We start from the raw sequence: 14,123 nt of genomic DNA on the forward strand, positions 1-14,123 counted from the left end.
AGGCCCACCATCCAATCGGATGGTGGGCCTTCTGCTGTTCATGAACTGACGCCGCTTACCTCGGCAGCGCCTGGTACGCGTCAACAGCCTTCTGCAGGCGGTCGAGCGCAGCACCGTAGCTGGTGAAGTCACCGCTCTGTTGCGCCGACTTCAATGCCGCCATTGCCGAATTGACCTCGGCCAGCGCCTTCGTGACGTCATCCGAAGAAGCCGGCGGGGCCGGTGCCGTCGGAGTTGTCGGCGTTTCCGGTTGCGCTCCGGTATCCGGATCGGGTGCCGGCTGGGTGACCGTCGCTGCCGAACCTGCGCCCGGCCAAATCTGACTGATCGCCTCGGAGACGGTCGGTGCATAGCCGATCCGAATGCCGTTGGTGTCGCTGAAGCTCACCAGTACACGCGCCAACTGAGGGAACGCGTTCTGCGAGTTTCGCTGCGAGTACAAAGGCTCGACATAGAGGATTCCACCCTCGGCAATCGGCAGAGTCAGCAAGTTTCCGTACTGAATCTTGTTCGACTGCTTGAGCAGTGACACTTCCGAAGCAACACGCGAATCCGACGTCATCGCAGACTGAGCCTGCTGTGGACCCTGAGTCTGCGTATCGGTCGGCAACTGCAGCACCGTGAACTTGCCGTAGTTCTCCTTGTCGTTCGCCACCGAGATGTAGGCCGACAGCAACTCACGACTGAACCCGACCATCGGACTGGTCAGACGGAAATCCGCCTTCGCGGTGTCCTTGTCGCCCACCAGCACGTAGTACGGCGGCTGGTTGGCCGACGTGTCGATCGTCGGATCACTCGGAACTGACCAGAACGCGTTGTTGGTGAAGAACTCACTCGGATCGTCGACGTGGTACTTCGCCAGCATCTCTCGCTGAACCTTGAACATGTCTTCCGGGTAGCGGAAGTGCGCCTGCAGGTCGTCCGAGATTTCGCTCTTCGGCTTCACCGTGTTCGGGAAGACACCCATCCACGCCTTCAGAACCGGATCCTGCTCGTCGACCTGGTACAGCGTGACCGTGCCGTCGTACGCATCGACCGTGGCCTTCACGGAGTTACGGATGTAGGAGAACTCCTGACGCGGAATGAGGCGCCCGGTCGTCTGGTCGATACTGTCCTCGACCAACCCGTCGAGCGAACTGCGCTGCGCGTACGGGTAGTCCTGGGCGGTGGTGTAGCCGTCGATGATCCACTGCATCTTGCCGTCGACCACTGCGGGGTAGGCAGCGCCGTCGGTCGTCAGCCAAGGCGCGACCTCCTCGACCCTTTCCTTCGGATCACGCTTGAAGATGATCTTCGAGTTCGAGCCGATTGCACTCGAGAACAAGATGTTGCGCTCGGTGTACTTCGCCGCGAATGCAAGACGGTTGAACCAGTTGCCGATCGAGACACCACCCGAACCGGTGTAGGTGTACTTCGAGGTGTCGGTGTCGTACTCACGAGGTCCCTCGCCGTCGACGGAACCGACGATCGAGTAATCGGCGTCCGACTGGCTGATCACCTCGCCGTAGTACGACCGGGGATTGTCCACCTTGAGGTTCTCGTTCTCGGGCGTGGTCGTCAGGTCGCTGACCGAGTAGATCGGGTAACCACCGGTGTTGTTCTGACTGTCGCCCTGCACGGCCGTGACTTCGTTCGCCTGGGCCGCAACGAAACCGTTGCCGTGCGTGTAGACCGTGTGCTTGTTGATCCAGTCCGTCTGGTTCCCGGAAAGGTTGTTCGGCGACAGCTCACGCGCTGCGACAACGAAGTCGCGCAACTGGCCGTCCTGTTCGTAGCGGTCGACGTTGAGCGTCTGCGGGAACCCGTAGAAGTTCTTGAGCTGACGCTGAGCGGTGAACGTCGGCGACAGGATCGTCGGATCCAGCAGTCGGGTGTTCGCGATCGTGGTCCGGTCGGCCGGAACGTCCTGGGGCTGCTTGGTGCCAACTCCCGGATAGTCGACGTAGTCGACGTTTTCTTCCGTGATCCCGTACGCCTGACGGGTCGCTTCGATGTTTCGTTCGATGTACGTGCTCTCCTTCTGCGCCGCATTGGGCTTGACGGAGAACTGCTCGACGATCATCGGGTAGACCGCCCCGACGAGCACCGACGAAAGAACCAGTAGAGCGACTGCCATGGCCGGTATCCGAAGATCCCGCGTGAAGATGGAGGCGAAGAACGCCAACGCGCAGATGACCGCGATGGACAACAGAATCAGCTTCGCCGGCAGAACCGCATTGATGTCGGTGAAGCCCGGACCTGTGAACGTCGGTTCCTTACGACTACTCGACATCAACGAGTACCGATCGAACCAGTACGCCACCGCCTTGAGGAGCACGAAGGTGCCGGCGATGACAGCCAGTTGAACACGTGCGGCAGTCGTGAATGTCCCAGCGCGCCCGGCCAACTTGATCCCACCGAAAACGTAGTGGGTGACCAGGTTTGCCACGAAGGCGAGCAGAATCGAGACGAACAACCAATTCAGAACGAAGCGGTAGAACGGCAGATCGAACGTGTAGAAGCCGACGTCCAAGTTGAACTGAGGATCGGTGATGCCGAACGGCTGACCGTTGAGGAACAACTGGATCGTGACCCAGTTGGCCTGCGCGATGAGACCGGAGAGAATGCCGATCGCGACCGGAATGATCACGCCGAACAGACGAAGTCGCGACATGACGGTCGTGCGGTAGCGCGCGATCGGATCGTTGGGTCCGGAGACCGGAACGAACACCGGACGTGCGCGGTACGCGAGAAGCATCGCGAGCCACACGATGGCTCCGACGACAATTCCGACCACGAGGAAGAGCACGAATCGCGTCAGCAGAACCTTGGTGAAGACACCGCGGTAGCCGACTTCTCCGAACCACAACCAGTCCGTGTACATGCCGATCAGTCGCGGCCCCACGAGCAGCAAGGCCGCCACTACGACAGCCACCACCAACAAGATTCGACTGCGTCTGGACAGAGAGGGTAAACCTGCGGGGGGCCGCATGCCCACGTGCCACGCTCCAAGATTTGGCGACGCCGTGGCGTCGCAACCGATTGCATCGATCACTGCGGCCACGCCCGAGTGGACTTGGCCGTTTCCGACCACTCTACGTAACAACGGTCACGGGTTGACAACACGGAGAGCAGGGAGCCGGACAGAAGGTGGGAGGATGAACGTGTGAGTGAAGAGAATATGAGCAGATCACCGAGTGCCCTCGCCCGGTGCGTTCATGAAGTTGTCGACCACATCGACGCCGAAGGCTGGGATCAACCGCCGAAGCTGTACGCGTTGGTGCCTACCGAAATGCTCGCCGCGGCCGAACCCGGACTGCTCGACCAACTCGCCGAGGGCGCCGAATACACACCGATCGAACAGGAATCGCTTCCCGAGGACATCATCGGCGGTTCACGGGCACTCGACGAGTTCCTGGCAACGACGCATTGGCCCGAGTCGGTGCAGGGTTGCATCCTGGTTCAGGAGATCGTCGTCCTGCCGCCCGAGGCGGAATCGGATCTCGATCACGCCACGGCGCCGGTATTGACCGATCAGCATGCTGCGGACGAGGTCGCGCGACTGACGGCCAACGCACATCCCGATCGACGCGAGGCTCGACTGTTCGTCGGCGTGCTCCGTGACGGTCCTTCGCTGTCGCTTCTGCAGATGCGTCCCGACGACGATGCGGATCCGTACGGCGACCTGGAACTGCTCACCTACGACGGTCTTGCACCTCACCTGGTTCACGCGTTGTACGCGACGCTCGACGAGGTCGAAGAAGACTGAAAGAAGAAGACTCACCGAGCCTGTCTTCGGCAAGGCAGGTTTCAGCAGCGGGGTGCGTCGCCGCCCGTGTTGAGGCTTTCGAGTGAGTCCACTGCGCCGGGCAGGTTGTCGACCTTGACGAGTCGAAGCCCGTCCGGCGCATTCTGTTTCGCCTCGTCACAGTTCTGGGCCGGCACGAGGAAGGTCTCAGCACCGGCTTCGGAGGCGGCGATCAACTTGTACCTGATACCGCCGATCGGACCGACCTCGCCGTCGGAGTCGATGGTGCCCGTTCCGGCCACGAACTTTCCGCCGTTGAGCTCCCCCGGAGTCAGCTTGTCCACCAAGGCCAGTGTGAACATCAGTCCGGCAGAAGGACCGCCGATGTCGGCAAGGTTGAACTGTACGGTGAAGGGAACGTCCGGGACCTCGTTGGGCGTGACGCCGAGGTAACCCGATTCGGGCTTGTTGGGCCGCGCCCCGACGGTGACCGGCACAACGGTCTCCACACCCTCGCGAATGACGGTGACGTCGATCGCGGTGCCGGGCGCGATCGCACCGACCGTGTCCTGAACGCCGGTGATGGTGGTTACCGGAGTGTCGCCGATCTTGACCAGGACGTCGCCCTCTTGCAGGGCACCCGCGGCAGGGCCGTCCGGGGTCACCTTCGAGACAGTGAGTGCCACCGGCTTGCCGAGAAAGTGCAGTGCAGCCAACTCGGCACTGTCCTCGGACTGCTGGAAGTCGGCGGTGTTGGCCTGCTGAATCTCTTCCTTCGACTTCTCGGGCGGATAGATCTCCGAGCGAGGGACGAGTCCGTTGCTGCCACTCGCCCACAGTCCGAACGCTTCGAAAATGTTGAGGCCGTCGCGAACCGACACCGTTGTCATGTTGAGGTTGCCGTCGGTGGGATCGATCTCGGTCCCCTGGATGTCGACGACGGGCTTGCCGTCGACGTCGCCGAGGGTGTTGAAGGTGGGGCCAGGACCGAGTGCGACATAAGGAACAGTGACCATTGTTCCGACGACTCCCAACACGACGATGGGTGCGAGTGCGGCCAAGAGCGTCACTATCCGTCGATTCACCTGATCCAGAGTAAAGCGCGAAGGCGCCGGAGCACCGATCGCACCGCCTGAGCGCCGTGCGTGTTCGCCGTCAGCGTGACTCGGAGGGCGACTCCGACCGCTCGAGCCTTGTACCGTTGAGGTATGAGCAATATGCCGTTCGGCTTCTCCAACTCCGACGACGATCCCGATCGCGACAAGAACGCGGCGGGTGGCAATCCGTTCGGGGGTGGTGACACGCCGTTCGGGTTCGGCGCGGGCGGTGAGGGATTCGATCCGGCTCAGCTCGGCCAGATGCTCACCCAGTTCGGTCAGATGCTGAGCGGGATGGGCTCGTCGATGGGCCAGGGCGGTACTTCCGGCCCGGTGAACTACGACATCGCCAAGAAGCTGGCACGCCAACAGATCGGATCGGTTACACCGATCACCGAGGGCAATGTCAAGGCGATCGCCGACGCCGCACATCTGGCCGAGATGTGGCTGGACGCCGCAACGACGCTTCCGGCCGGAGCGAGCCGCACTCTCGCCTGGACTCCGAACGACTGGCTCGACAACACGATCGACACGTGGAAGCGACTCTGTGATCCGGTGGCCGAGAAGGTGGCGGGCATGTGGGTCCAGGGACTTCCCGCCGAAGCACAGCAGATGGCGGGCCCGATGCTGGGCATGCTCGGCCAGATGGGTGGACTCGCGTTCGGCTCGCAATTGGGCCAGGCACTCGGCCAACTGTCCACCGAGGTGCTCTCCTCCACCGACATCGGCTTGCCCCTCGGACCAGAGGGCACCGCGGCCCTTCTCCCCGCTGCGGTTCAGGCGTTCAGCGAGGGTCTCGAACAGCCGCATCAGGAAGTTCTGGTGTTCCTCGCCGCGCGGGAAGCAGCTCATCAGCGCCTTTACAGTCACGTTCCGTGGCTGCGACAGCGTGTTCTCGCCACAGTCGAGGAATACGCCCGCGGGATCACGATGGACTTTTCGGCGATGGAAGAATTTGCCAAGGACCTCGACCCGTCCGCTCTCACCGATCCGAGCAAGCTCGAAGCACTGATGCAGCAGGGCACGTTCGAGCCGCAGAACACCCCGGAGCAGAAAGCCGCTCTCGAACGGCTCGAGACTCTGCTTGCGCTGGTCGAGGGTTGGGTGGAGACGGTCGTCACCGCCGCACTCGGCGAGCGACTGCCTGGTGTTGCCGCGATGAGCGAGACGTTGCGGCGTCGCCGTGCCACCGGCGGCCCCGCCGAACAGACCTTTGCGACGCTGGTCGGACTCGAACTTCGTCCTCGCAAGGTCCGTGAAGCGGCCGGGTTGTGGCAGAAGCTCACCGCGGAAGCCGGTATGGACACTCGTGACGGCGTCTGGTCACATCCCGACCTCATGCCCGATTCGAGCGATCTCGACGCACCGGACGGATTTGTCGCCCGGGTCCTCGGCGGCGGCGAAGCCGGCAATTTCGACGACCCGATCGCCCAGCTCGAAGCCGTCGAGGCAAAAGAGCGTGCGGCCGAGGCAGCGATGGACAAGACCCGCGAGGACGACGAAGAGAAGTAATTCCTTCTCGACACATTTTCGCAGTTCAGCCATGCTGACGTCCTGTGGATAACCGTCACTGACGCGGACTCGCCGGCGGCCCGCCGTGCCAGCATCGAACGATGACCGGTGACACGCAAGACGACACCACACAGAACAGCACTTCACAGCGATCCGCGGGACCCCGATGGGACCCGCGGATCGCTGTTCTGTCGCGCCCGGACGGTCGGCTGCAGCTGGGATGGACACCCGGACGTGCCGTCCTGCTGACGCTGCCTGTCGGGGTCGATGCGCGCGCGGTGAAGTCGATCCTCCGCAAAATGGACGGCTCCAGATCCCGCGCGACCATCCTGTGGGAAGCATCGACGCGCGGGATTTCGACGTCGGTGACGGAGAAGTTGCTCGAGCAACTCACCGATTCCGGATTCGTCCACACTGCCGCCAGGAGGATCGTGTCCGTCAGGATCCACGGTGTCGGTCCGCTCTCGGACGCCGTCGAGCGCGCCCTGGTCACCGGCGGGGTAAGCACGCGTCGCTCGCGCGGGTATCGCAACACCGACGTCGTGCGCACGTGGAACGAACAACTGGTGGTCCTGGCCGACGACGTTGTCACTGATCCTCGCCTGGTCAGCGATCTCGTTCGCTGCGGACTCCCCCACCTTTCCGTCCGCATCCGCGACGGCAACGGTGTGATCGGTCCTCTTGTCGTGCCGGGCCAGTCGAGTTGCCTGCGATGCGCCGACATCATCCGATCCGAACTCGACCCTCATTGGCTTCATCTGTCCGCGCAGCTACTCGGCAGCGCAGGCCACGCGGAATCGGCGATGATCCATGCAAGTGTCGCGCTGGCCCTGGCCGAGATCGACTCCGCATTATCCGAGACAACGGCGACGCATGCGGCGAGTCTGTCGTCGACGCTCGAGATCGCGCTCCGTCCGTATCGGATCACAACCAGGCGCTGGCCTCGGCAAATATCTTGCAGTTGCCAATACCTGGCACCTGTTTCGGGCAAAGGACGCCCCAGTCAGACATGATGGTGTGGTGTCCGAGATCCCACGCAAGAGTTCTGCCCGTACTGCCAAACTCGCGAGCATCCCCCTGGGGATGGCCGGTCGCGCCGCCATGGGCTTCGGACGCAAGCTCGCCGGCGGCGACAAAGGCGAGATCGACGCGCAGTTGAGCGCGAAGGCCGCCGAGCAACTGTTCGCGGTGCTGGGCGAACTCAAGGGCGGCGCGATGAAGCTGGGCCAAGCGCTCAGCGTCATGGAGGCGGCGATTCCGGAGGAATTCGCGGAGCCGTACCGCGAGTCGCTGAACAAGCTCCAAGCCGCCGCCCCGCCGCTGCCGACCAAGCAAGTACACAAGATGCTCGATCAGCAACTCGGAACCAAATGGCGCGACCGATTCCAGTCGTTCGACGACGAACCGACCGCGTCGGCAAGCATCGGGCAGGTTCACCGTGCGGTCTGGGCGGACGGCCGCGACGTGGCCGTGAAAGTTCAGTACCCCGGCGCCGACGAAGCTCTACGCGCCGACCTCAAGACCTTGGGCAGATTTGCCGGTCTCTTCGGTTCTGTCATGCCCGGTGTCGATGTGCGCCCCGTGATCGAGGAGTTCACCGCGCGCACCGAAGAAGAACTCGACTATCGGATCGAGGCGAACAATCAGCGAGCTTTTGCAAAAGAATTCGACGGCGATCCCCAATTCGTGATCCCGCACGTCGTGGCGAGCGCGCCGAAAGTGGTCGTGACCGAATGGATGACGGCAACCCCGTTGACCAGAATCATCGAAAGTGGAACGCCGGAGCAGCGCAATGCTGCCGGTGCACTACTCGCCGAATTCCACTTCGCGTCTCCGGCCCGTGTCGGCTTGCTCCACTGCGACCCGCACCCCGGCAATTTCATGCTTCTCGAGGACGGCCGACTCGGCGTCATCGACTTCGGTGCGGCTGCGCCGTTCCCGAACGGACTGCCACGGGTTCTCGGCACGATGGTGCGCTTGGCTGTCGAGGAACAATTCGACGAATTGACGGAGTTGTTGCGCGCCAACGGTTTCGTGATTCCCGGACGCACGGTGACCGACAAGGAGATCGCGGATTACCTGCGACCCTTCACCGACCCGATCCAGACCGAGTCATTTCACTTCACTCGGTCGTGGCTGCAAAAGGCCGCCGGAACCGCCACTGACTTCAACAGTGCGCAGTTCCGAACGGCCCGTGCACTCAACCTTCCGGCCGAGTATTTGATGATCTTCCGAGTTCTTCTCGGTTCGGTCGGCATATGCGCCCAGTTGGACGCATATGCCCCGTACATGGAAATCCTGACTCGTTGGTTGCCAGGGTTCGCGGAGCCGGTTCTGGATGACACCGGCTCCGCCGACTATGACACCGGCTCCGCCGAATAGGGCTCTCACGCGCACACGAGTTGCTTGCGTGGGCGCCCCCTCGGTCTCTTGCGCGCTATGACGGCCCCCTGATCGAGGATCTCGCCTCCCCACACCCCCCACGGCTCGGCGCGGTCGAGAGCCGCACTGAGACAACGGGAACGGATGGGGCACTGCGCGCACAGTGCCTTCGCCTGCTCGAGTTCGGCCGGAGCTTCGGCGAACCAGAGATCGGGGTTGGATGCCCGGCACGGCAGGTCGCGGCGGGTGGACGCGACCTCGATGAACGTGACTGCAGCCGAAGTGACGTCGGTGGAAGTTACTGCAGTGGTGGAGTTTTCGGATTCCACGCGGATTGTCTGGGCAGACAACTCGGTCTCCTAGTGCTCGGATGCGAAACTGTGTCGCACGATATGGGTTCGATGGGTGCGAACCTGAGCCGAGTCGGAAACCGGATAAAGAGGGGTATCCAACACAAAGGCCACGGTCCGCAGGGGCTGCGGGTCCGTGGCCGTAAGTGAACGGATGTGTCCTACCGAGAAATACCTCGATGGCTTAAGAACACGGACTCGACAGCTGCTTTCTTTGCTGCTGCTTGAGGGCGCAGGCGGAACGCATGCTGCGCCCATCCCGCTGCACGCGGCAGCATGGGGGCGGCAACAGCGAACTTTGCGCATGCGCACGCTTCATACGAGATCAAGTTCGTCATTTATTTGCCACCTCCATTTCGTGTCGGTCCGGATAGTTTCTGCGCACAGGTTGCCCCGTAACACTGAAAACCAGAGTAGAGAATCCGTCGAATCTGCACAACCTATTTTTGACCTGCGGTTATGTAACTCACCGTTGTCGATTCGGATGCATTTCAGATATCGAGTGTTGCCGCACGCAGTTCGCCGCGAATGACAGCTAGTACGTCTTCCCCGAAGTTGTCGAGTTTCTTCGGCCCGATTCCAGGGATCGAAACCAGTCCACGATTGTCTTGTGGTCGTTGTTCGGCAATAGCCATCAGTGTGTTGTCGCTGAAGACGACATAGGCCGGAACTTTGAGTTCTCGGGACTTGTCCAGCCGCCAGGCCTTGAGGTGCTCGAGCAATTCCAGGTCGACATTGGACGGGCATTTTTCGCAGCGCCCGAGCATTGTCGCCGACGTCCCGATCAACGGTTTGCCGCAGACGCGGCAGCGCGGACGCTTCTTGTTCCCCGACGACGGCGCGGCAACCCGCGAAGCCGGTGAGTCCTCGGGGATGAGCCCGTTGAGGAACCTCGACCGGCGACGGGACTTGCGTCCACCCTCATTGCGAGCCAATGCCCAAGACAGCTGCAGATGCTCGCGGGCGCGGGTAACACCCACGTACAGAAGCCGACGCTCCTCCTCCACCGCGACGTCGTCGGCGCCCGAATTGGCGTCGCCGAGAACGTGTTGGATCGGCAGGGTGCCGTCGTTGAGGCCGACCAGGAACACCGCATCCCATTCGAGCCCCTTGGCCGCGTGAAGCGAAGCCAACGTCACGCCCTGCACGGTCGGTGGGTGCCGCGCCTCGGCTCGGGCTGTGAGCTCCTGTAGCAGCCCGGTGAGCGACAGTTCGGGTTCGTGGACGAGTTGTTCTTCGGTCAGCGCCACGAGAGCCGAGAGCGACGCCCAGCGCTCGCGGGCCTGCGTGCCCGAAGGTTCTTCGTTGGTCAGACCGAGTGGCGCGAGTACAGCGCGAACCAGTGAAACCAGCGCTTCGCCGTTGTCTGCGCCTTCGGGAAGGTCGTCTCGTCCGGCGGCCTGACGCAGCGCCGCCACTGCCTGACGGACCTCGGTGCGGGTGAAGAAGCCCTCTCCACCACGCACCTGGAACGGAATGCCGAGCTTGGTGAGTGCCTGCTCGTGCGCCTCCGACTGAGCATTGATCCGATACAGAACAGCGATCTCGGCCGCTGGAGTGCCTGCCGCGATCAGCCGTTTGATCGCCCGCGCAACGCCGAGCGCTTCGGCAGGCTCGTCGTCGAACTCCATGAACTCCGGCTCAGGCCCCGGAGCGCGTTGCCCGATCAACTGAAGACGCGTCCCGGCGATCCGTCCGCGCGCTGCACCGATCACGCGGTTCGCCAACGACACGACCTCAGGGGTGGAGCGGTAGTCCCGTTCGAGCCGGACGACGGTCGCTTCGGGGAATTTCCGCGAGAAGTCCAACAGATAGTTCGGGGTGGCGCCGGTGAAGGAGTAGATGGTCTGATTCGCATCGCCCACCACGGTCAGGTCGTCGCGGTCGCCGAGCCAGGCGTCGAGCACACGCTGTTGCAGCGGGGTGACGTCCTGATACTCGTCGACCACGAAGCAGCGGTACCGCTCGCGGAACTCGTCGGCAACCGTCGAATGCTCTTCGAGCGCAGCCGCGGTGTGAAGTAGGAGATCGTCGAAATCGAGGAGCATGCCGTCCTGGCCACGTGCCTTCAGCTCTTCGTATGCCGCGTAGACCTGCGCAACCTTGGTGGCATCGACCGGCGCCTCGCGACGAATCTTGGCTATCGCGCGTGGGTAGTCCTCGGGCGCGATCAGTGAGGCCTTGGACCACTCGATTTCGCTGGCGAGGTCGCGCACGCTTTCCGTACTGGTGGACAACCCGACACGAGCGGCGGCACTGCTGACAACCGCGAACTTTCGATCGAGCAGACGCCACGGCGTGTCACCGATCACCTGCGGCCAGAAGTACTTGAGTTGACGAAGAGCGGCGGCGTGGAAGGTGCGAGCCTGTACCTGCGGCCCACTTCCACCAACCCCCAGCTCACGAAGCCGTCCACGCATTTCGCCGGCCGCTCGCGCTGTGAATGTCACGGCAAGCACCTGGCCGGCGGAGACATGACCGTCGGCAACCAGATGCGCGATCCGGCGGGTAATGGTGCGGGTTTTGCCTGTTCCAGCGCCCGCGAGGACACATACCGGGCCGCGTGGCGCGAGCACGGCGGCCGATTGTTCTGGATCCAGTCCGGTGTCCGCAGGCATGGGGACCATCATGGCAGGACGTTCCGACACGCCATTCGCCGCGCCCGACGGTATGTGGGCAAGAGAACACGGGCCGATACGGAACAACGCTCTCGGTCGTGGTGTTATATCGGCCGTGACTTCTACCGAAAATGCGCCTGCCCTGACCATCTACTCGACCACGTGGTGTGGCTACTGCCGCCGCCTCAAGACGCAGCTCAACGCGTCGGGGATCGAGTACACCGAGATCGACATCGAGAACGATCCGGCAGCAGCCGATTTCGTCGGCAGCGTCAACGGTGGAAATCACGTCGTTCCGACCGTGAAGTACGGCGACGGCAGCGTCGCGACCAACCCGTCGCTCAACCAGGTCAAGCAGGCCCTGGGTCTGTAGAGCCTTTCAGGCTGCTGTCTGACCCAGCTCTTATTTGACCCAGCTCTCGAGCATTCCGCGAGCGATGGAGATCGAGCCGGGCAGCAGCAGTGGCGCGTCCGCTTCCGAACCCCAGTCGCCGAGTTCGAGAGCGGCACGCACCTCGTCCTTCGTGAACCATGTGCCCTCGGCGATCTCGCCGTCCGCGAACAGAAGCGGAGCGGCGGGGTCGCCGATTGCGGCGAAGCCCAACATCACCGAGCGCGGGAACGGCCAAGGCTGGCTCCCGAGGTATCGAACGCTGTGCACGTCGATGCCGACTTCTTCCTTGATCTCGCGGACAACGCACGTTTCGAGTGACTCCCCGGCCTCGACGAATCCCGCGAGAATCGAGAAACGTCGCTGCGGCCAGGTCGGCTGACGAGCGAGTAGAACTCGATCGCCGCCGTCGTGCACCAGGCAGATGACCGCCGGATCCGTTCGGGGAAACTCCTCGTGGCCGGTGGACGTGGAAATGCGTGACCAGCCGGACATGGTGGGTTCACTCGGCGCGCCGTCGATAGCGCTGAATCCGGCACTGTCGTGCCAGTTGAGAATTGCGACGGCACCGGTCAACAAACCGGCGTCCGCGTCGTCGAGTGTTCCGCCGAGCATGCGCAACTCGGACAACGTGCCCGCCAGCAGCGACACCCGCACCGCCCAGACGTGGCGATTCTCCCGAATTCCCAGGAACACTGCACCGCGCACCGGCTCCGGACCCAGTTCGGTTGCCTCGGCGAAGACCAACTGACCTTCCGGCGAGACTTTGACCTGACCCCGTGAATTCACACGGAGGAGCAGCGCGTCCGCCCAACCCGTGGTCAGTGCGGCGGCATCCGACCGCAATTCCTCGGCGCGGCCGACGCTCGAGCGTGAGAGCAGCGGTGTTTCGGTCAGCTGGAAGTCGTTCACGCTCACGACATTACTGCGCGCACGAAGCTCGGCAGCACTCAGTTCGTGACGCGGCGGATGTAGAGCAGGCGATCGTTCTCCTCAACGGCGTCCACCTCGGGCGAACCGACGCGAACCAGACGGCCGTCGCGAACTACCCCGAGCACGATGTCGGAGAGATGACGCGGAGAGCCGCCGACCTCGTCACGTTCGACTGCGCGCTCGGCGATCGCGAATCCGGCTTCCGGGGTCAGAAGGTCTTCGATCATCTCCACGACAGTCGGCGTTGTGGTCGCGATGCCGAGGAGTCGACCTGCCGTCTCCGAGGACACGACCACCGAGTCTGCGCCGGACTGACGCAGAAGATGCGCGTTGTCGGCTTCACGGATGGCTGCGGCGATCTTGGCTTCCGGCGCGATTTCGCGGGCTGTCAGCGTCACGAGCACTGCGGTGTCGTCACGATTCGTGGCGACGATGATCGACGACGCATTCTGCGCACCTGCCAACCGGAGTACGTCCGATTTCGTCGCCGAACCGAACACCGTCACCAGGCCCTTACTCGCCGCGGAGTCGAGGACTGTCTGATCGGTATCGACGACCACGATCTCCGACGCCGGTACACCGTCACCGAGCATTGCTTCGATTGCCGTCCGCCCCTTGGTCCCGTATCCGACGACGACGGTGTGATTACGCACGTGCTGCCTCCAACGCTGAATTTTGAACGCCTGACGCGAACTCTCGGTCAGAGCTGAAAGTGTGGTTCCGACCAACACGATCAAGAAGAAGATTCGAAGTGGCGTGATCAACAGGACGTTGACCAGGCGCGCCGACGGAGTGAACGGAGTGATATCGCCGTAGCCGGTGGTCGAGAGCGAAACCGTCGCATAGTAGATGCAGTCGAGCAGCGACAGCTCGTTGTCCTGTGCGTCTCGGTATCCGGCGCGATCGATGTAGACGATCAACACGGCTGCGCCGAGAGCACCCAACGCGATGAGAACTCGCTTGTAGATGGCCCGCGCCGGACTTGTCTGTAGCTGGGGAATGCGCAGCACCCCGACAAGGGCGAAGTCAGGCTGATCGGTCAATGCTTCCGACCTGGTCAAACGCGCCCGGAGCTTACCGGCCATACATCGACTCTCTCACTCGAACTTACGA

The 14,123-nt window shown here is 62.8% G+C and carries 11 protein-coding genes; 5 read left to right on the forward strand and 6 right to left on the reverse strand.

Translation table 11 applies throughout. From position 1 onward, the window contains the following. Positions 1–55: 55 nt before the first annotated feature. Complete coding sequence (locus QMA15_RS15280) at positions 56–2,977, reverse strand: UPF0182 family protein (RefSeq protein WP_020969246.1); 2,922 nt, start codon at positions 2,975–2,977, stop codon at positions 56–58. A 183-nt stretch (positions 2,978–3,160) separates the two neighbouring features. Here QMA15_RS15280 and QMA15_RS15285 point away from each other — a divergent pair, with 183 nt between their 5' ends. Then, positions 3,161–3,748: a PPA1309 family protein gene (locus tag QMA15_RS15285; protein ID WP_279163784.1), complete on the forward strand. Its 588-nt coding sequence runs from the start codon at positions 3,161–3,163 to the stop codon at positions 3,746–3,748. Between the two features lie 41 nt (positions 3,749–3,789). Here the strand turns inward: QMA15_RS15285 and QMA15_RS15290 are convergent, their stop codons facing one another. Then, complete coding sequence (locus QMA15_RS15290; protein WP_279163763.1) at positions 3,790–4,812, reverse strand: PDZ domain-containing protein; 1,023 nt, start codon at positions 4,810–4,812, stop codon at positions 3,790–3,792. Between the two features lie 123 nt (positions 4,813–4,935). On the opposite strand from QMA15_RS15290, the gene QMA15_RS15295 reads away from it, so the two are divergent. The 3 genes from QMA15_RS15295 to QMA15_RS15305 all read left to right on the forward strand — a co-directional run bounded on the left by QMA15_RS15295 (position 4,936) and on the right by QMA15_RS15305 (position 8,718). Further along, on the forward strand, positions 4,936–6,336 hold the full coding sequence (locus tag QMA15_RS15295; RefSeq protein ID WP_024487215.1) for a zinc-dependent metalloprotease: 1,401 nt from the start codon (positions 4,936–4,938) through the stop codon (positions 6,334–6,336). Positions 6,337–6,437: 101 nt separating this feature from the next. Continuing rightward, on the forward strand, positions 6,438–7,349 hold the full coding sequence (locus QMA15_RS15300; RefSeq protein WP_279163762.1) for a hypothetical protein: 912 nt from the start codon (positions 6,438–6,440) through the stop codon (positions 7,347–7,349). 4 nt (positions 7,350–7,353) lie between these two features. Continuing rightward, complete coding sequence (locus QMA15_RS15305) at positions 7,354–8,718, forward strand: AarF/UbiB family protein (RefSeq protein WP_192804599.1); 1,365 nt, start codon at positions 7,354–7,356, stop codon at positions 8,716–8,718. 5 nt (positions 8,719–8,723) lie between these two features. Here QMA15_RS15305 and QMA15_RS15310 read toward each other — a convergent pair whose 3' ends face one another. Beyond that, positions 8,724–9,047, reverse strand: a complete 324-nt coding sequence (locus QMA15_RS15310) for a WhiB family transcriptional regulator (RefSeq protein ID WP_003942321.1) — start codon at positions 9,045–9,047, stop codon at positions 8,724–8,726. A gap of 512 nt (positions 9,048–9,559) precedes the next feature. Beyond that, positions 9,560–11,698 (reverse strand): ATP-dependent DNA helicase UvrD2, encoded by a 2,139-nt coding sequence (locus tag QMA15_RS15315; RefSeq protein WP_029537946.1) that lies wholly within the window; start codon positions 11,696–11,698, stop codon positions 9,560–9,562. Between the two features lie 103 nt (positions 11,699–11,801). On the opposite strand from QMA15_RS15315, the gene QMA15_RS15320 reads away from it, so the two are divergent. Then, complete coding sequence (locus tag QMA15_RS15320; RefSeq protein ID WP_003942350.1) at positions 11,802–12,059, forward strand: mycoredoxin; 258 nt, start codon at positions 11,802–11,804, stop codon at positions 12,057–12,059. A gap of 30 nt (positions 12,060–12,089) precedes the next feature. On the opposite strand, the gene nudC is transcribed toward QMA15_RS15320, so the two are convergent. Both nudC and QMA15_RS15330 read right to left on the reverse strand, forming a co-directional pair. After that, a complete protein-coding gene (gene nudC / locus QMA15_RS15325) occupies positions 12,090–12,989 on the reverse strand; it encodes an NAD(+) diphosphatase (protein WP_007731249.1) in 900 nt (299 codons plus the stop codon). Positions 12,990–13,027: 38 nt separating this feature from the next. Further along, a complete protein-coding gene (locus QMA15_RS15330; RefSeq protein ID WP_279163761.1) occupies positions 13,028–14,095 on the reverse strand; it encodes a potassium channel family protein in 1,068 nt (355 codons plus the stop codon). Between the last annotated feature and the right edge of the window lie 28 nt (positions 14,096–14,123).

Origin of the sequence: Rhodococcus sp. APC 3903 (assembly GCF_030407755.1) — a bacterium.
Taxonomy (GTDB): Bacteria; Actinomycetota; Actinomycetes; order Mycobacteriales; family Mycobacteriaceae; genus Rhodococcus_F; species Rhodococcus_F erythropolis.

Excerpts from the sequence above, each read along its gene's own strand:
- QMA15_RS15300 (WP_279163762.1), top strand. The coding sequence starts at position 6,438 with ATGACCGGTGACACGCAAGACGACACCACACAGAACAGCACTTCACAG.
- QMA15_RS15285 (WP_279163784.1), top strand. The coding sequence starts at position 3,161 with ATGAGCAGATCACCGAGTGCCCTCGCCCGGTGCGTTCATGAAGTTGTC.
- QMA15_RS15330 (WP_279163761.1), bottom strand. The coding sequence starts at position 14,095 with ATGGCCGGTAAGCTCCGGGCGCGTTTGACCAGGTCGGAAGCATTGACC.
- QMA15_RS15295 (WP_024487215.1), top strand. The coding sequence starts at position 4,936 with ATGAGCAATATGCCGTTCGGCTTCTCCAACTCCGACGACGATCCCGAT.
- QMA15_RS15315 (WP_029537946.1), bottom strand. The coding sequence starts at position 11,698 with ATGATGGTCCCCATGCCTGCGGACACCGGACTGGATCCAGAACAATCG.